Annotated in this window: 15 protein-coding genes; 8 read left to right on the top strand and 7 right to left on the bottom strand. The window is 67.4% G+C overall.

Features of this window, described 5'->3' with window-relative positions; translation table 11 throughout:
* Positions 1 to 4: 4 nt before the first annotated feature.
* From yidD to rpmH, 3 genes are all read right to left on the bottom strand, one after another.
* Positions 5 to 292, bottom strand: coding sequence for a membrane protein insertion efficiency factor YidD (gene yidD, locus ABD866_RS12015; protein WP_345065254.1), 288 nt, complete (start codon positions 290 to 292; stop codon positions 5 to 7).
* Entirely contained in the window at positions 289 to 780 is a 492-nt protein-coding gene (locus ABD866_RS12010; RefSeq protein WP_345065251.1) for a ribonuclease P protein component, read from the bottom strand. Before ABD866_RS12010 ends, yidD begins: the two co-directional genes overlap by 4 nt.
* A 62-nt stretch (positions 781 to 842) precedes the next feature.
* The gene (rpmH, locus tag ABD866_RS12005) at positions 843 to 977 is read right to left on the bottom strand and encodes a 50S ribosomal protein L34 (RefSeq protein ID WP_005798102.1); all 135 of its coding nucleotides are present in this window, start codon (positions 975 to 977) and stop codon (positions 843 to 845) included.
* A gap of 507 nt (positions 978 to 1484) precedes the next feature.
* Here rpmH and dnaA point away from each other — a divergent pair.
* From dnaA to gyrB, 3 genes are all read left to right on the top strand, one after another.
* Entirely contained in the window at positions 1485 to 2909 is a 1425-nt protein-coding gene (dnaA, locus tag ABD866_RS12000; protein WP_345065247.1) for a chromosomal replication initiator protein DnaA, read from the top strand.
* Positions 2910 to 3080: 171 nt separating this feature from the next.
* Positions 3081 to 4199, top strand: coding sequence for a DNA polymerase III subunit beta (gene dnaN, locus ABD866_RS11995; RefSeq protein ID WP_345065244.1), 1119 nt, complete (start codon positions 3081 to 3083; stop codon positions 4197 to 4199).
* Positions 4200 to 4354: 155 nt separating this feature from the next.
* Positions 4355 to 6976, top strand: coding sequence for a DNA topoisomerase (ATP-hydrolyzing) subunit B (gene gyrB, locus ABD866_RS11990; RefSeq protein ID WP_345065241.1), 2622 nt, complete (start codon positions 4355 to 4357; stop codon positions 6974 to 6976).
* A 322-nt stretch (positions 6977 to 7298) separates the two neighbouring features.
* On the opposite strand, the gene ABD866_RS11985 is transcribed toward gyrB, so the two are convergent.
* Positions 7299 to 7859, bottom strand: coding sequence for a hypothetical protein (locus ABD866_RS11985; protein ID WP_345065238.1), 561 nt, complete (start codon positions 7857 to 7859; stop codon positions 7299 to 7301).
* A gap of 193 nt (positions 7860 to 8052) precedes the next feature.
* Between ABD866_RS11985 and ABD866_RS11980 the strand changes: the two genes are divergently transcribed.
* Positions 8053 to 9699: a sensor histidine kinase gene (locus ABD866_RS11980; protein WP_345065235.1), complete on the top strand. Its 1647-nt coding sequence runs from the start codon at positions 8053 to 8055 to the stop codon at positions 9697 to 9699.
* A 16-nt stretch (positions 9700 to 9715) separates the two neighbouring features.
* A complete protein-coding gene (locus ABD866_RS11975; RefSeq protein WP_345065232.1) occupies positions 9716 to 10426 on the top strand; it encodes a response regulator transcription factor in 711 nt (236 codons plus the stop codon).
* A gap of 26 nt (positions 10427 to 10452) precedes the next feature.
* Here the strand turns inward: ABD866_RS11975 and ABD866_RS11970 are convergent, their stop codons facing one another.
* The 3 genes from ABD866_RS11970 to ABD866_RS11960 form a co-directional block, all read right to left on the bottom strand.
* Positions 10453 to 10668 carry a heavy-metal-associated domain-containing protein gene (locus ABD866_RS11970; RefSeq protein WP_345065229.1) on the bottom strand — a complete coding sequence of 72 codons (216 nt, stop codon included), beginning with the start codon at positions 10666 to 10668 and terminating at the stop codon, positions 10453 to 10455.
* A 37-nt stretch (positions 10669 to 10705) separates the two neighbouring features.
* Positions 10706 to 12997 (bottom strand): sensor domain-containing diguanylate cyclase, encoded by a 2292-nt coding sequence (locus ABD866_RS11965; protein WP_345065226.1) that lies wholly within the window; start codon positions 12995 to 12997, stop codon positions 10706 to 10708.
* A 123-nt stretch (positions 12998 to 13120) separates the two neighbouring features.
* Positions 13121 to 14449 carry a M48 family metalloprotease gene (locus ABD866_RS11960; protein ID WP_345065223.1) on the bottom strand — a complete coding sequence of 443 codons (1329 nt, stop codon included), beginning with the start codon at positions 14447 to 14449 and terminating at the stop codon, positions 13121 to 13123.
* Between the two features lie 281 nt (positions 14450 to 14730).
* Between ABD866_RS11960 and ABD866_RS11955 the strand changes: the two genes are divergently transcribed.
* The 3 genes from ABD866_RS11955 (at position 14731) to ABD866_RS11945 (ending at position 16704) form a co-directional block, all read left to right on the top strand.
* Positions 14731 to 15483, top strand: coding sequence for a M48 family metallopeptidase (locus ABD866_RS11955; protein ID WP_345065220.1), 753 nt, complete (start codon positions 14731 to 14733; stop codon positions 15481 to 15483).
* A 28-nt stretch (positions 15484 to 15511) separates the two neighbouring features.
* Entirely contained in the window at positions 15512 to 15919 is a 408-nt protein-coding gene (locus tag ABD866_RS11950; protein WP_345065214.1) for a YkgJ family cysteine cluster protein, read from the top strand.
* A 371-nt stretch (positions 15920 to 16290) separates the two neighbouring features.
* Positions 16291 to 16704, top strand: a complete 414-nt coding sequence (locus ABD866_RS11945) for a VOC family protein (protein ID WP_345065210.1) — start codon at positions 16291 to 16293, stop codon at positions 16702 to 16704.
* Positions 16705 to 16843 lie beyond the last annotated feature (139 nt).

Below are 16843 nucleotides of genomic sequence, written 5' to 3'. Positions count from 1 at the left end.
AAGACTACTTCTTGGAGGAAGAGGGTGGGGGGCAGGACGGTACCAGCCGCGAAAACAACCCCAGACCGCGCGGGAGTTCGTCGGGCACGGGGTCAAGGCCACCGTCGCACCACGGATGACAGCGCGCGAGACGACGCAGCGTGAGGTAGCTGCCCGCCGCGGCACCATGCCGCTCGAGGGCTTGCAGCGAATAGACCGAGCAGGTGGGCTCAAACCGGCAGGCAGAGCCCAGCCAGGGACTCAACAGAAGGCGGTACGCCCGCACGATGCCTATCAACAGTGCGCGCATCATGGTGCTGCCTCCTGGGCAGACACAGCCACCACCGGCTGGACGGTGCGGCCTACGCGGCGGACCGCACCGCCGAAAAGCTGCAGCAGCTCGTCGCGCACCGCGCGGCGCAGCGGGTCGGACACGGCACTCACGAACACCTTGCGATCAAACCCGCTGCGCAGCCGCACCACGTGTGCTGCCCCGGGCAATTGCGCCTCAAAACCAGCGCCCACGGTGTAGATCTGGCGCTTGATGGCGTTGCGCGTAACCGCGCGGCGCGCCCAGCGCTTGGGCACCACCGCCCCGAGCCACACATCGTCCACGCCAAACAGGGCCTGCGACGCCCGCCTTGAAGGCGAGCCATCGGGCCCTGAGAGGGGAGGAACGCTGTCGACAGCGGCGACTGATGCGGACAGATCCAGGCGGTGCAGCGCAAAGTGCGCAGTGCGGGAGACGGTTTGCCCCCCCATGACGGCCTGGAATTGCGCGCGGGTCTTGAGCCGTTGCATGCAAGCGCCCCGACGGAGACCTGTCGGCATGGGCCAGAGCAGGTCGCGGACCGGGAACGGCCTCAGACAGCCAGGCGCTTGCGGCCCTTGGCGCGGCGTGCGTTGATCACGGCACGGCCGCCGCGGGTCTTCATGCGCACGAGGAAGCCGTGGGTGCGGGCGCGGCGGGTCTTGGAAGGCTGGTAAGTACGTTTCATGATGAGATTCCTTGGAGGTTCAGTCGGGTCCGCTGCTGAGGCTGAACCCCGCACGGGTACGCTGCAACCGGGGCATGGCGGACGTCACGGCCCGGGTTGCGAAGCAAGTGCGAAACGCAACTTGCCGGTTCAGATTGCCCTGAACGCTTTTCAGGGAACCAGAAATTATCGCAGCCTTCGCTTGAACTGGCAATTGTCCGGGGTTAGGATGCGCGCCCGGCGCTGGAGGATGCGCCCTCAGACACCGACCGGCGACCACATCACGACCGGAGACCTTGCGGTCGCCCGCAGGGCGGCGCCACACGGTTTGCCGCCCGCGCCGAGGGCGCAACGGCATAAGGCACACCGGCATACCGCTGCCGCACGCGACACTGCCCAGCACAGCCATCACACCGTGCCGCGCGCATGCCACGCCAGGGCCTGCCGCAAATTGTGGATAACTTTTTGACAAGCTACAATCCGCGGCCAGGCTTCGTTCCTCCTATCCACAACAAGAATCGCTTTGCAATGACCGAGGAACTCTCCCGCCGGCCCGCTGACGACACCGATGCCGATGCGGGCCAGGCCCTGTGGCAAGCCTGCGTGGAGCAGCTGGCACAGGACCTTCCGGAGACGCAGTTCAACACCTGGATCAAGCCCCTGGTGGCCCAGGTCGCTCCGGACTTCTCCAAGCTCACGCTGCTCGTGGGCAACCGCTTCAAGCTCGACTGGATCCGCGCGCAGTACGCGGGCCGGATTGCGGCGCTGCTCGAATCCATCTACGGCCAACCCGTGACCTTGGAGTTAGCGCTTGCTCAGCGGGAAAGCGTTGCCCGCACGTATGTGCGCCCGGTTGCGGCCGAGCCGGCCCCGGTGGCCAGCGCCGCGCCCGAGGCCGCCCCGCCGGCCGACGCCCCAGCCGTGAGCGGCTTTCGCAACCGGCTCAATCCGGCGCTCACGTTCGAGACGCTGGTGGAGGGCACGGCCAACCGCATGGCGCGCTCTGCGGCCATGCACGTGGCGGGCTCGCCCGGGCACCTGTACAACCCGCTGTTCATCTACGGCGGGGTGGGCCTGGGCAAGACCCACCTGGTACACGCCGTGGGCAACCGGCTGCTGCAGGACAAGCCCGACGCCAATGTTCTCTACATCCACGCCGAGCAGTTCGTTTCGGATGTGGTTAAGGCCTACCAGCGGCGCACGTTCGACGAATTCAAGGCGCGTTATCACAACCTGGATCTGCTGCTGATCGACGATGTGCAGTTCTTTGCCAACAAAGACCGCACGCAGGAAGAATTCTTCAACGCGTTCGAGGCGCTGCTGGCCAAAAAGAGCCACATCGTCATGACTTCGGACACCTATCCGAAGGGCCTGGCCAACATCCACGAGCGGCTGGTGTCGCGCTTCGATTCGGGCCTGACGGTGGCGATCGAGCCGCCCGAGCTCGAAATGCGCGTGGCCATCCTGATCAACAAGGCGCGGGTGGAAGCAGCCGAAATGCCCGAGGAAGTGGCGTTTTTCGTGGCCAAGAACGTGCGCTCCAACGTGCGCGAGCTCGAGGGCGCTCTGCGCAAGATCCTGGCGTACAGCCGCTTCAACCAGAAGGAAATCTCCATCCAGCTCGCGCGCGAGGCGCTGCGCGACCTGCTGTCGATCCAGAACCGGCAGATCAGCGTGGAGAACATCCAGAAAACGGTGGCCGACTACTACAAGATCAAGGTGGCCGACATGTACAGCAAGAAGCGCCCGGCCAGCATTGCGCGGCCGCGCCAGATTGCGATGTACCTGGCCAAGGAGCTCACGCAGAAAAGCCTGCCCGAGATCGGCGAGCTGTTCGGCGGGCGCGACCACACCACCGTGCTGCACGCGGTGCGCAAGATTGCGGCCGAACGCCAGCAACTCACCGAGCTGAACCAGCAGCTGCATGTGCTGGAGCAGACCCTCAAGGGCTAGCCATGCGACTGCCGGGCACGCTGGTTGGCACATCCCCCTGCCGGGCCGCCGCCACCGGGGCGAAAGCGCCCCGCCGAGCGGGCAAAATGGCAGGCTGTGCACCCCGGGGGAGGCAGGGCCCAGCAGGCCGCTGTCTGCGCACCAAACCCATCACCACAAGAGGTTGTTGAGATGATCGTCCTGAAGGCCACACAAGACAAAGTGCTCGCCGTGCTGCAATCGGTGGCAGGCATCGTGGAGCGCCGCCACACGCTGCCCATCCTGGCCAACGTGCTGATCCGCAAGACGGGCAATGCGCTGCAGTTCACGACCAGCGACCTGGAGATCCAGATCCGCACCACGGCCGAACTGGGCGGCGACACGGGCGACTTCACCACCACCATCGGCGCGCGCAAGCTCATCGACATCCTGCGCACCATGCCCGCCGACCAGACGGTGAGCCTGGAGACCCAGCAGGCCAAACTCATGCTCAAGGGCGGCAAGAGCCGCTTCACGCTCACCAGCCTGCCGGCCGAAGACTTCCCGCTGGTGCAGGAGTCGGCCTCGTTCGGCCCGGTGTTCAGCGTGCCGCAGAAGGTGCTCAAGGGCCTGCTGTCGCAAGTCTCGTTTGCCATGGCGGTGCAGGACATCCGCTACTACCTCAACGGCATCCTGTTCGTGGCCGAGGGCAACACGCTGAGCCTGGTGGCTACCGACGGCCACCGCCTGGCCTTTGCCAGCGCCACGCTGGACGTGGAAGTGCCCAAGCAGGAAGTCATCCTGCCGCGCAAGACGGTGATCGAGCTGCAGCGCCTGCTGTCGGACGCCGGCGGCGAGAACCAGCCGCACATCGAGATGCAATTTGCGAACAACCAGGCCAAGTTCACCTTCGGCGGCATGGAGTTCGTCACCAAGCTGGTCGAGGGCAAGTTCCCCGACTACAACCGCGTGATCCCGCGCAACCACAAGAACAGCCTGATCCTGGGCCGCGCCCCGCTGCTGGCCAGCCTGCAGCGCACGGCCATCATGACCAGCGACAAGTTCAAGGGCGTGCGCCTGAACCTGGAGCCCGGCACCCTGCGCGTGGCCGCCAACAACGCCGAGCAGGAAGAGGCCGTGGACGAGCTCGACATCGACTACGGTGGCGACACCATCGAGATCGGCTTCAACGTCACCTACCTCATCGACGCGCTGGCCAACATGGACCAGGACATGGTGAAGATCGAGCTGTCGGACGGCAACAGCTCGGCGCTGCTGACCATCCCCGACAACGACCGCTTCAAGTACGTCGTGATGCCCATGCGCATCTGATCGCCCCGCCCGCCGAGCGCTATGATTTTCATAGCTGCTCGTGCTTGATTAATAAGCACGAGCAGCCAATTTCTTCAGATTCTGTTTTTGACGGACCGATCCACCGGATCGCCCCCCGTGGAGCCCACCGGCCCCACCGACCCCAAGGCCTTGCCATGACCGCTGCTGACCACACGCTGCCCGAAGAACCCACCACCCCCGGTGCCGGCGAAAGCGCGCAACCCAAGATCGACGCCCACCAGCCCGGCGCCTCGGAAGGCTACGGCGAAGGCGCGATCCAGATCCTGGAAGGCCTGGAGGCGGTGCGCAAGCGCCCGGGCATGTACATCGGCGACACGTCCGACGGCACGGGCCTGCACCACCTGGTGTTCGAGGTGGTCGACAACTCCATCGACGAAGCCCTGGCCGGCCACTGCGACGACATCGTGGTGACCATCCACACCGACAACTCGATTTCCGTCACCGACAACGGCCGCGGCATCCCCACGGGGGTGAAGATGGACGACAAGCACGAGCCCAAGCGCAGCGCGGCCGAGATCGCGCTGACCGAACTGCACGCCGGCGGCAAGTTCAACCAGAACAGCTACAAGGTGTCGGGCGGCCTGCACGGCGTGGGCGTGAGCTGCGTGAACGCCCTGTCCAAATGGCTGCGACTGACGGTGCGCCGCGAAGGCAAGGTGCACCAGCTCGAATTTGCCAAGGGCGCGGTGCAGCACCGCCTGATCGAGACGGTGGACGGCTTCGAAGTCAGCCCCATGAAGGTGACCGGCCCCACCGAAAAGCGCGGCACCGAGGTGCACTTTCTGCCCGACACCGAAATCTTCCAGCAGAACAGCGAGTTCCACTACGAAATCCTGGCCAAGCGCCTGCGCGAGCTCTCGTTCCTGAACAACGGCGTGCGCATCCGCCTCAAGGACGAGCGCAGCGGCAAGGAAGACGACTTCTCGGGCGCTGGTGGCGTCAAGGGCTTTGTCGATTTCATCAACGCCAACAAAAAGGTGCTGCACCCCACGGCCTTCCACGCCACGGGCAGCCGCCCGGCCGACACCTACGGCGGCATTCCGGGCACCGAAATCGGCGTGGAAGTGGCCATGCAGTGGAACGACGGCTTCAACGAATCCGTACTCTGCTTCACCAACAACATCCCGCAGCGCGACGGCGGCACCCACATCACCGGGCTGCGCGCCGCCATGACGCGCGTGATCGGCAAGTACATCGAAAGCAACGAGCTGGCCAAGAAGGCCAAGGTCGAAGTCAGCGGCGACGACATGCGCGAAGGCCTGTGCTGTGTGCTGAGCGTGAAGGTGCCCGAGCCCAAGTTCAGCAGCCAGACCAAGGACAAGCTCGTCTCCAGCGAAGTGCGCGCGCCGGTCGAAGACATCGTGGCCAAGGCGCTGACCGACTACCTGGAAGAACGCCCCAACGACGCCAAAATCATCTGCGGCAAGATCGTGGAAGCCGCCCGCGCCCGCGAAGCCGCGCGCAAGGCCCGCGAAATGACCCGCCGCAAGGGCGTGCTCGACGGCATGGGCCTGCCCGGCAAGCTGGCCGATTGCCAGGAAAAAGACCCGGCGCTGTGCGAGATCTACATCGTCGAGGGCGACTCCGCCGGAGGCTCGGCCAAGCAAGGGCGTGACCGCAAGTTCCAGGCCATCCTGCCGCTGCGCGGCAAGATCCTGAACGTGGAAAAAGCGCGCTACGAAAAGCTGCTCACCAGCAACGAAATCGTCACGCTCATCACCGCCCTGGGCACCGGCATCGGCAAGGCCGCCGTCGAATCGGGCAAGAGCGGGGCCGACGACTTCGACGTGGCCAAGCTGCGCTACCACCGCATCATCATCATGACCGACGCCGACGTGGACGGCGCGCACATCCGCACCCTGCTGCTGACCTTCTTCTACCGCCAGATGCCCGAGCTGGTCGAGCGCGGCCACATCTACATCGCCCAGCCGCCGCTGTACAAGGTCAAGAACGGCAAGGAAGAGCTGTACCTGAAGGACGCCGCCGCGCTCGACGGCTTCCTGCTGCGCGTGGCCTTGAAAGACGCCGCCGTGCACACCGGCGGCAGCGCCCCGCAGGTGCTGGCCGGCGACACCCTGGCCGACCTCGCGCGCAAGCACCAGGTGGCCGAAAACGTCATCGCGCGCCTGTCGGCCTTCATGGACCAGGAAGCCCTGCGCGCCATTGCCGACGGCGTGAGCCTGAACCTCGACACCGTGCAGGACGCCGAAGCCAGTGCCGTGCAACTGCAGGCCAAGCTGCGCGAGATCAGCACCACCGGCATCCCGGCCGAAGTGGCCGGTGAATTCGACGCCCGCACCGACAAGCCCATCCTGCGCATCAGCCGCCGCCACCACGGCAACATCAAGAGCAGCATCATCACGCAGGACTTCGTGCACGGCGCCGACTACGCCGCCCTGGCCGAAGCCGCCAACACCTTCCGCGGCCTGCTGTCCGAAGGCGCCAAGGCCGTGCGCGGCGAAGGCGAGAAGGCCAAGGAGGAAAAGGTGGCCGACTTCCGCCAGGCCATGGCCTGGCTCATCAGCGAAGCCGAACGCACCACCGCCCGCCAGCGCTACAAGGGCCTGGGCGAAATGAACCCTGAACAGCTGTGGGAAACCACCATGGACCCCACCGTGCGCCGCCTGCTGCGCGTGCAGATCGAAGACGCCATCGAGGCCGACCGCGTGTTTACGATGCTCATGGGGGATGAGGTGGAGCCGCGGCGGGACTTTATCGAGACGAATGCGCTGCGCGCAGGCAACATCGATGTGTGAGGGAGTTTTCACCATCACACGCGGAGATGCCGCATTTGGATCTCATGGCGACCACTGAGAAGCCCTAGGGCTCGCTTCAACACAAAGGGCCAGCAAGGCAACCTTGCTGGCCCTTTTGCTTTGTGAGACGCAGCGCTTCGAACGAACCCCGCAAGACCTCTCGGTGTACGACCACCTCCGCGGCCACTCCCGTGCATCAAGTGCCACGAACCCCAGCCCGCGGCGGAAATGGGCCATCGCCAGGGGGAAGGGAAAACCCAAGGCCCTGTTCACACCTGTGTGCGCTGGCTGAGCAGGCCGCAAGCGCCTGCCCTGTGCCCCCTCAACTCGCCGTGTACGGCAGCGACGAGTGGTGCACCACGATGCGCAGCTTGCCTGCGTCGTCCTTCACGAACTTCCAGGTCTTGTCCACGGTGGTGACCTTGCCGCTCTTGTCGGTGATCATCACATTGCCCATGGTGGTGGCCGAGTCGCCCGAGATGAACACAGCGGCGTTCTTGGATTCGCACTGCGTCCAGCCCTTGAGGGCAAAACCCGTGTCCTTGGGGAAGGCGGCGTCACCGCCCACAAAATAGGCCAGCGCGCCCGCACGGGTGGTGCGGAAGGTCTGGGGCGCCACGGTGAGGGTGGGCTTGAACAGCACGGCACCCATCTGGTAGCCGTAAGCACCGTCGATCACCTTCTCGGCCAGGGCCTTGGCGGCGGCTTGGCCGCTGGTGGCATGGGTCTGGCTGATGTCCACCAGGGCCTTGCACCACGCCTTCTGCGCCTGCAGCACTTCGGCTTCGGAGATGGCCTGGTTGACCACGGTGGCCGATGCGGCGCTGCCCAGCGATGCCAGGGCCAGCGCAACGGGGATGAGGACTCGGGGCTTGTTGGTCATGCGATTTCTCCTTCTGTTGGAATAGACGACGCGCACCTGGCGGCGGTGCTGTGGCTGCCACCGCTGGCACACCGCACGATTGGACGCGGGGCGCTTGAACAGGGATTGACACCCGCATGAGCACGGCCTGACGCGCAGATGAACGCCAGATGACAAAGCCACCGCCACGCGCGGTGGGCCGACAATGCAGGCCATGTTCCGCCGTCGCCTGAGCTGGGTCTTGATCGTGCTGGCCGCCTGCGTGGTGCTGCAGGGCCTGGGCGCCGTGTGGGCGCTGCGCGAGGCCGAGCGCCAGGTGGTGCGCGGGCGGATTGCCAGCGACATCCTGCAGCGCTTTGTGGAGCTGTCCGCCACCAAGCAACGGCTGCGCTCGTGGCTCACGCAGCACCAGATCGGCGCGGGCGGCGACCTGGCCGAGCGCGATGCGCTGGAGCTGCGCATGCGCACCCTGCTCGATGAGCTGCTGGCGCTGGCGCAAGCCGCCACCGCGGCAGGCCTGGACGCAGCCGACCGCAGCGAACACGAAGCGCGGACGGAGGCGCTGCAGGTGTTGCGCCACAGCGTGAACACCCTGGGCCACGCGATCCGCGAAGCCCCACCGCTGTCGCCCGATGCGCAGGCGGGCGAGGCCTGGGATGCGCTGGCCGATGTGTTTGAACGCGCCGAAGGGCGCGAGCTGCGCCCGCTGATTGCACAAAGCATTGCGCGCGAGCACTCCGCCATGGCGCGCGAGCGCGCGGCGGCCGATACGTCGCTGGCCCGCATGCAACTGCTGTGGATCGGCATGGCCCTGGCGCTGGCTCTGGCGGCACTGGGGGCCACGGTCTACTTCGGACGCGCGCTGCGCCGCCCGCTGGATGCGCTGGTGGGCGGTGCGCAGGCGCTGCGCGCTGGGCAGTTGCAGCACCGCATCGCACTGCCCGGGCGCGATGAGTTTGCCGATGTGGGCCGCAGCATGGACGCCATGGCCGAAGAGCTGGAACAGCACCGCCAGCGCGAGGCCGCACAGCGCCACCTACTGGAAGCGCAGGTGCGCGAACGCACCGAAGACCTACACCGCGCCAACGAGTCGCTGCAGCGCACCGACCTGCGCCGCCGCCAGTTGCTGGCCGACATCAGCCACGAGCTGCGCACGCCCACCACGGCGATCCGCGGCGAGGCCGAAGTCACACTGCGCGGCCCGGACCGCCCGGCCACCGAATACCGCGACGCGCTGCGCCGCATTGTGGACACCTCGCGCCAGCTGGGCTCTGTGATCGACGATTTGCTCGCCATGGCCCGCAGCGACCTGGACACACTGAGCCTGGTGCGCGAGCGCATACCGCTGCAGCAGCCGCTGGACGACGCCCTGCGCCAAGCCACGGCCCTGGCAGCGGCCAGCCAGGTGCACCTGGTGGCACAGGGCCCGGGGGCGGACGGCCTGCAGGTGGACGCCGACCCGCAGCGCCTGGCGCAACTGCTGTTGCTGCTGCTGGACAACGCGGTGCGCTATTCGCACCCGGGGGGCATCGTGCACTGGAGCGTGCAGCCCGACACAGCGGGCCGCATGGTGGAGCTGCGCGTGCAGGACGAGGGCATCGGCATTGCGCCCGATGAACTGCCGCAGGTGTTCGAGCGGCACTTCCGCGGCGCGGCAGCGCGACGCCACCGGGCCAGCGGCAGCGGCCTGGGGCTGCCGATTGCCCGCGCACTGGCACAGGCACATGGCGGCACGCTGGTCCTGATCAGCCCCGCACCGGCCGGCGAGGCCAGCCCCGCCGGAGGCACCTGCGCCGTGCTGAGCTTGCCGCTCGCGCGTGATCTGCCCAACGAAGACCCCGCAGCCCCGGGTCGGACATGAACCGCCTTTCCTTCCCATGAACATTCTGCTGATCGAAGACGACCCGCGCATTGCCGACTTTCTGCTGCGCGGCCTGCGCGCCGAAGGGCACCAGGTGCAGCGTGCGGCCCACGGCACCGAGGGCCTGGCCATGGTGCAGGATGCGGCACGCCAGGCGCAGCCGGGTGACCCGCCTACGGTGGTGGTGCTCGACCTCATGCTGCCCGGCATGAACGGCATGGAGATCTGCCAAACGCTGCGCGCGGCGGGCGTAGCCCTGCCCATCCTCATGCTCACGGCCTTGAGCACGCTGGAAGACCGCGTCAGCGGCCTGCGCATGGGCGCAGACGATTACCTGTGCAAGCCCTTCGAGTTTGAGGAGCTGCTCGCGCGGCTGGAAGCGCTGGCACGCCGTGCCCGGCCGCTGCAGCCGGGTCGTGCCGTGCGCCTGCAGGTGGCGGACCTAGAGCTGGACCGCGAGCGCATGCGCGCCAGCCGCGCAGGCCAGCCCCTGGCGCTCACGGCCCGCGAGCTGGCACTGCTGGAGCTGCTGATGAGCGCGCCCGGCCGCCTGTTCAGCCGCGAGCGCATTCTGGCCAGCGTGTGGGGCCACAGCGAAGACCCACTGACCAACGTGGTGGACGTGTACATCCGCCGCCTGCGCAGCAAGATCGATGAGGGCCACACGGTGCCGCTGATCCACACCGTACGGGGGCTGGGCTACCGGCTCGAAGCCACGCCGCCCTGAGCGCAGGACGCGCCGGACGCGCAGCCTCAGCCGTCTGTGGGCACGGCGTCGTAGCCCGCCTCGGCCAGTGCGGCCGCAATGTCTTCGGGGGCGATCATGGCTGTGTGCTGCACCCAGGCCGTGCGGGCGGGCAAGTCCACATCGGCGATGCTCACGCAGGGCAGGTCTTGCAGCTCGAACATCACGGCATCGGCGTCGGCCTGGGTCTGCATCGCAGGAATGTGAAAAGTGGTTTCGGGCATGGGGCTCGGTGGTCGCAACAATGGCAGCGGACAAGGCTCAGCGCTGGCGCTTGCGGGCGTACATGGCCCGGTCGGCGGCGGCCAGCAGCTCGGCGGGGTCGGCCGAGTCGTCGGGCGCGTAGGCCACTCCAAAACTCGCGCCCACTTTGACGATGGCACCGTCGGTCAGCACGATGGGGGCGCTGATGAGGGCCTGCGCGCGCTGCAGCACCGGCTGTGCGTCGTCGGGTTGCGCGATATGGACGAGCAGCACCACAAACTCGTCGCCGCCGAGCCGGGCCACGGTGTCGGAATCGCGCACGGTGGCCATCAGGCGACGGGCCACGCAGGTCAGCACTTCGTCGCCCGCTGCGTGGCCATGCCGGTCGTTTACCGACTTGAAGCCGTCCAGGTCGGCAAAGCACACCGCCACGCGCGTGCCATGGCGCTGTGCTGCCGCCAACGCGCGCTCCAGGCGGTCCAGCAGCAGCACGCGGTTGGGCAGACCCGTGAGTGGGTCGCGGAACGCCAGCAGTTCCATGCGGCGCTGGTAGTCCTTGCGGGCGGTGATGTCCAGCACCATCCACAGCGCTTCGCCGCCGCCCGGCACGAGACGGCTGCCGCCCACGTCCACCCACAGACGCTCGCCGTCCTTGCGCACCATCTCGACCTCGGTGCGGTAGCTGCCACCGCCTTCGAGCGCGGCGTAGGCCTCGCGGCCCACGCGTTCGTAGGTGTCGTCGTCGGCGTAGCTCAGCCGGGTGTCGGTGCCCACCAGCTCGCCAGACCCATAGCCCATCATGCGCTCGAAGGCACGGTTGGCCCACAGCACCGTGCGATCGCGGGTGCGCACAATGCCCACCACTTCGTTGTCGAGCATCAGCTGCTGTTCGTGGTTCAGGCGCGCCAGGGCCTCGTTCTGCTGCGCCAGCGCAGCGGCGGTGCGCTTGCGCTCGGTAATGTCTTGCAAGAAGGCGGCGTACAGGTGCCCGTGCTGGTGCGAAGACAGCTGCGTGATGGTGAGTTCGCACGCAAAAGTGCTGCCATCGCGGCGCAGCGCGGGCAGCTCCAGGCGTTGATCCAGCACACGCGCTACGCCCGTGCGGGCCATGCGCTCCATGCCACGCTGGTGCGCGCCGCGCATGGCAGGCGGGATGATGAGCGCGTCCAGGCTGCGGCCAATCGCCTCGCTGCGCGTGAAGCCAAACAGGCGCTCGGCCTGGCGGTTCCATTCCACCACCAGACCCTGCAGATCCACGCAGATGTAAGCGTCGTGCGCATGCGTGAGCACGGCCTGCAGGTCCGCGCGGCTTTCGTGCAGGGCCTGCTCAGACGCCTGCAGTTGCCGGATGGTCTCGGCCAGACCCGTGTTGGCGCGTCGCAGCTCATCGGTGCGCTCCTGCACGCGCTGCTCCAGCTGGTGTCGCAGGCTGCGCAGAGCATCCTCGGCAGAGCGGCGCTGGGTGATGTCCTGCACCAGTGACAAAAAGTACTGCGGCACCCCCAATCCATCGCGCACGAGTGTGACCGTGAGCTGCGCCCACACCAGGCCTCCGTCGGGGCGCAAGTAGCGCTTCTCCAGGGTGTACGAGGAACCATGACCGGCCATCAGCTCGCGCAGATGACCTTGGTCGAGCGCGACGTCGTCCGGATGTGAAAGATCTTGAAAGCGCAGGCTGCGCAGCTCGTTGGCGCTGCGGCCCAGGATCTCGCAGAACTTGGGGTTCAGGCGCAGGCAACGGCCGTCCATGCCCACATGGGCGATGCCCACACCGGCCAGGTCGAAGGTGGTCTGGTACAGCTGCTCCTGTGCATCGGCCTTCTGCTGCGAATGCACGGCGACGGCTCGCGCACGGCCCGCCTGCTCGCGGGACTGCACTTCTCGCGTGGCCAGTACCGCCAGGTCGCGCAGCTGCTGCAGCTGCTCGGGCGAGAACTGGCGCGGACGGCGGTCGATGGCGCAGAGGGTGCCGATCGCCATGCCGTCGCTGGTGCGCAGCGGCACGCCTGCATACGCGCGGATGTGCGGCGCCCCGGTCACCAACGGGTTGTCGGCAAAACGCGGGTCTTGCTGTGCGTCCGAGATCACCAGCGGGCCGTCGCCCAAAATGGCATGCGCACAGAAGGCGGCGTCGCGCGGCGTTTCGGAAACGTCCAGCCCCAGTTGCGACTTGAACCACTGGCGGTGCAAGTCCACCAGCGACACCGCCGCAATCGGCACCTGCAGCACCGATGCGGCCAGGCGCGTGAGTGCATCGAACGCAGGCTCGGGGGCGGTGTCCAGCAGTTGCAGCGCATGCAAGGCCTGGAGCCGGTCGGTCTCTTGGTGCGGAAAGGGAGCAGCGGTCATGGCGGAGGCCGCGACGGCCAGACCCGGCGGGCCTGCGAGCGCGTAGGGCTCTCATTGTGGGGCAAGTGGCCGGATGTGGCCGCCACCGGGGGCGGCGCACAGGGCCTTGCGGGGACTTTCGGCTCAGCGCCTGCGCGGTACCGGGGCCGCCAGCCGCTGGTCGATGGTTGCGGCCGGTGTGGCATCTGCCCACGCGTCCAGTCGTTTGCCCAGGGCGCGCTCCAACTGGTCCAGCCGCAAGCGGCTGGCCGGGTGGGCATCGGCGTAGGGCAGATCGCTGTCGCCCAGCGCATTGACCTGTACCAGCGCAGACACCAGGCCCAAGGGGTCCAGCCCTGCGCGCGCGGCAATCAAGACGGCCTCGCGATCGGCCGCGTATTCCGCCTCTGCCCCGGCGCCCACAAGATAGACGTGCCGCGTCAGGGCCGCCCAGGTGGCAGTGCCCCCCGCGCCCTGCAACGCCCGCTGCAGCGCTTGCAGATGGTGGCGGTTCACCCCGTGGGCGATCTCGTGCGCGAGCAAGCCGGCCAGCTCGGCCTCGTCCGCACACCGATCGATCAAGCCGCGGGTGACGGCCACCACGCCTCCGGGCAGGCTGAACGCCAGAAACTCGGACTCGTCAATCACAACAAACGCCCAGGGCAGGCCGGGGCGCGCGGACTGCAGACTGAGCCAGCGGCCCAGCTGGTTCACATAACGCTGCAGGCCGGGTGTGGGGTCCATCGGACGGCCCGCCAGGAGTTGGGCCGCCATCTGCCGCCCCAGTGCCACCTCCTGGGCCTCGGTGATGGCGTCAACCGATTGGAGCAGCGTCCCGGGGTCTGCGCCCACAGTGGCGCCTGCTGACGCCCCGGCTGCGGCGCTGCCCGACGCAGCGGTCGCCACTGGCCCCCCCGGCAGGGACTCGACAGCGCGCACGTGCAGGGCCGCGGCCTGCGCAAAGGCCCGGGCTTCGTCGGCGGCAGTGTGGGCTTCGTCAAGGTGGCGCAACACATCGGTGTGTGCCGCACCGGTGCGGCCCGCCCCGGTGGCACGCGCGACGTCGCCTTCGCCCAGGCCGCGGATGCCCGCGGTGCTGGTGGCAATGCCCACGGGCCCGCTGGGTCCGCCCACGAGGCCGCCCACGGCACGCAGGCTGCTGGTCGCCGCACTCTCACGGGTGGCTGTACCGATGTCAAAGAGGTGTAGCCAGCCGGTGGCGCCCGCCGGCGTTCGCACCTCCAGCCATGCGCCCTGGCGCTTGCCGGTGCGCGTGACCGCAACGCTCTGGGCCAGCTCGGCCACACTGGCGGCGCCATCGCTGGGGCTGGCGCGCAAGGCCGTGGCGCGCTTGAGCACAGACTCTTCCTGCGCCTGGGCGGGCAGCGACAGCCCCCCCCAGGCCAGGGTGCCCAGGGCCCAGACCGTCAACGGCCTGCCAAAGTGCCACAACAAGTGCCGCAGGAAGTGCATCGTGTTCGTCCAAAGGGAAATGGCATCCGGTTCCGTGCCAGGCCCGCGGGCCCAGGCAGCCGGGTCGGCATTGTTGAGCCATTCCGCACCCTGCGGCAAACCCATATGTTGCACGGCCGCCGCAGCGTGGGTGTCTGGTGCGCAGCCCCGGCGTCCGTTCGTGAAGTTTTCCGCACCGCCGGTTCCTCTCGCGCCATGCCCACGGCGTCCGCTGGCTACAGTGCGCGCTGACCGGCCGCCGGCCGCCCATTGCCCCCAACCCTTCACCGGAGAGACACACCATGAACCGTCGCGACCTGATGACCCTTGCCACCCTGGCCTCCGGCATCAGCGCTGTCAGCCCCGTGTGGGCGCAGTTCAACTTTGGCAAAGCCCTCGAAGCGGGCCAAGACCTCGTCAAGGCAGAGTCGATCACGGACGAAGAGCTGAAGAAGTACTTTGACCAGGTGGCCGAGCAGATGGACAGCCAAAGCACGGTGGCCCCCGCCAGCAATGCCTACGCCAAGCGGCTGTCCAAGATGGTGGCGGGCCTGCAGACCCATGACGGACTGCGCCTGAACTTCAAGGTTTACGTCACCCCCCAGATCAACGCGTTTGCCATGGCCAACGGCACGATCCGGGTCTATTCCGGCCTGATGGACCAGTTCAGCGACGATGAAGTGCGCTATGTGATCGGCCATGAGATTGGGCATGTGAAGGCCGGCCACTCCAAGTCGCGCATGCAGGCGGCCCTGCGCACGAGCGCGCTGCGCAAAGGGGTGCAGTCGTCGAACACCCGGGCGGGCGCGCTGGCCAGCACGGAACTGGGCGACCTGTTCGAGAAGGTCATCAACGCACAGCACTCGCAGTCCAACGAACGCGAAGCCGACGACTACGCGCTGAAGTTCATGAAGGCCAAGAAGTACAACGCCCAGGCCTGCGTCACGGCCCTGGAGAAGCTGGCTGCGCTGTCGGGCGACGCATCCAGCAGTTTCCTGTCCACCCATCCGGCTCCCAAAGACCGCGCCGCCCGGATGCGCCAGCAACTGGCCTGAACCCCATACCGGCACGCCCCCGCACCCGATGAAAGCTCGGATCCGCCTCGTGGACGTTGACCGTCTGGACACCTGGAGCCGCTGGCGCCCCGGCCTGTGCGACAGCTGCACCGCCAACTGCTGCACCATGCCGCTGGAAGTGCGCCTGCCCGACCTGGTGCGCCTGCAGCTGGTGGACGCCTTCGAAGCCGAGCACGAGGAGCCGCGCCGCATCGCCAAGCGGCTGCAAAAGGCCGGGCTGATTGACCACTTCAACCACAAGCACGGGCTGTTCACCATCGCACGCCGCGCCAGCGGCGACTGCCACTTTCTGGACGCCAGCACGCGACGCTGCACGGTGTATGCGCTGCGCCCCGATACCTGCCGCCTGCATCCCCAGACCAAGAGCCCTCGGCCCGGCTGGTGCGCGTATGAGGCCAAGGCACTGGTGCGCTGAGTCGGCCGCTTGGCGAGCGATGCTCCTGATTTAATAGCGGCTCGTGCTTATAAGGCAAGCACAACCGGCCATTTTCGACCTGGCTGTTGGTAGCAGCCATGCCTGTGTCGCAACGGTCGCCCCGGGTGATGCACCAGGGCGGCTGCACGTCGGCCATCGGGCTGTGGCACCGGCGCCCCGGCGGGCCGGGCAGAGGGCCTGGCCAAAGAACACCCGCACAGCTGAAATGCCGATGACCGCTGGCCGTGGTGGTGCGGCGGGCACGGTACACGCCGCGGGCAGACCGCACCCGCGGGAGCTTGCCAGCAATACTGTATAGATATACAGTTTGTCGCCGCCGCCCTGGCAGACCATTCCCACAAGGAGCCCCCATGCTCGACCACATGACCTTCCGCGTCACCGACATCGCCCGTGCCAAAGCCTTCTACAGCGCCGCGCTCGCGCCACTGGGTTACCGCCTCATTTTTGAGGGCCAGTACGGTGCAAACATCCTCGGTTTTGCCTACCCCGACGCGTCCGAGCCGGACGGCCAGAAGGCCGATGTGTGGTTCATTGACGGGCCGTCGCCCTACGGTGGGCCAGCCGCCACCACAGGTTGCCACCTCGCCTGGCGGGCGCAGACACGCGCAGAGGTGGACGCCTTCTACGCTGCCGCTTTGGCCGCGGGCGGCCGCGACAACGGCGCACCTGGGCTGCGGCCCGACTACCACGCGCACTACTACGGCGCATTCGTCATCGACCCCGAAGGCAACAACATCGAAGCGGTATGCCATCGGCCCGAATGAACGATCAGCCCACCTCGGAAGCGTTCAGCGCTAGGGGGGGCTCGTGCTTGGCGCCCTCAAATCTGAAGTGCAACACCTTCCAGAATGAGGCCATCATGATCAACAAGAAAAGCTACGAGCAGATCGGCGAATCCGAGCG

Source organism: Acidovorax lacteus, assembly GCF_039540375.1.
Lineage (GTDB): Bacteria > Pseudomonadota > Gammaproteobacteria > Burkholderiales > Burkholderiaceae_C > Acidovorax_G > Acidovorax_G lacteus.
Note: the sequence above shows the minus strand (reverse complement) of the source record. Positions and strands in the feature narration are given on the sequence as shown.

Bases quoted from the DNA above. Each gene is read 5' to 3' on its own strand.
- yidD (WP_345065254.1), bottom strand. From the start codon at position 292: ATGATGCGCGCACTGTTGATAGGCATCGTGCGGGCGTACCGCCTTCTG.
- ABD866_RS12010 (WP_345065251.1), bottom strand. From the start codon at position 780: ATGCAACGGCTCAAGACCCGCGCGCAATTCCAGGCCGTCATGGGGGGG.
- rpmH (WP_005798102.1), bottom strand. From the start codon at position 977: ATGAAACGTACTTACCAGCCTTCCAAGACCCGCCGCGCCCGCACCCAC.
- dnaA (WP_345065247.1), top strand. From the start codon at position 1,485: ATGACCGAGGAACTCTCCCGCCGGCCCGCTGACGACACCGATGCCGAT.
- dnaN (WP_345065244.1), top strand. From the start codon at position 3,081: ATGATCGTCCTGAAGGCCACACAAGACAAAGTGCTCGCCGTGCTGCAA.
- gyrB (WP_345065241.1), top strand. From the start codon at position 4,355: ATGACCGCTGCTGACCACACGCTGCCCGAAGAACCCACCACCCCCGGT.
- ABD866_RS11985 (WP_345065238.1), bottom strand. From the start codon at position 7,859: ATGACCAACAAGCCCCGAGTCCTCATCCCCGTTGCGCTGGCCCTGGCA.
- ABD866_RS11980 (WP_345065235.1), top strand. From the start codon at position 8,053: ATGTTCCGCCGTCGCCTGAGCTGGGTCTTGATCGTGCTGGCCGCCTGC.
- ABD866_RS11975 (WP_345065232.1), top strand. From the start codon at position 9,716: ATGAACATTCTGCTGATCGAAGACGACCCGCGCATTGCCGACTTTCTG.
- ABD866_RS11970 (WP_345065229.1), bottom strand. From the start codon at position 10,668: ATGCCCGAAACCACTTTTCACATTCCTGCGATGCAGACCCAGGCCGAC.
- ABD866_RS11965 (WP_345065226.1), bottom strand. From the start codon at position 12,997: ATGACCGCTGCTCCCTTTCCGCACCAAGAGACCGACCGGCTCCAGGCC.
- ABD866_RS11960 (WP_345065223.1), bottom strand. From the start codon at position 14,449: ATGCACTTCCTGCGGCACTTGTTGTGGCACTTTGGCAGGCCGTTGACG.
- ABD866_RS11955 (WP_345065220.1), top strand. From the start codon at position 14,731: ATGAACCGTCGCGACCTGATGACCCTTGCCACCCTGGCCTCCGGCATC.
- ABD866_RS11950 (WP_345065214.1), top strand. From the start codon at position 15,512: ATGAAAGCTCGGATCCGCCTCGTGGACGTTGACCGTCTGGACACCTGG.
- ABD866_RS11945 (WP_345065210.1), top strand. From the start codon at position 16,291: ATGCTCGACCACATGACCTTCCGCGTCACCGACATCGCCCGTGCCAAA.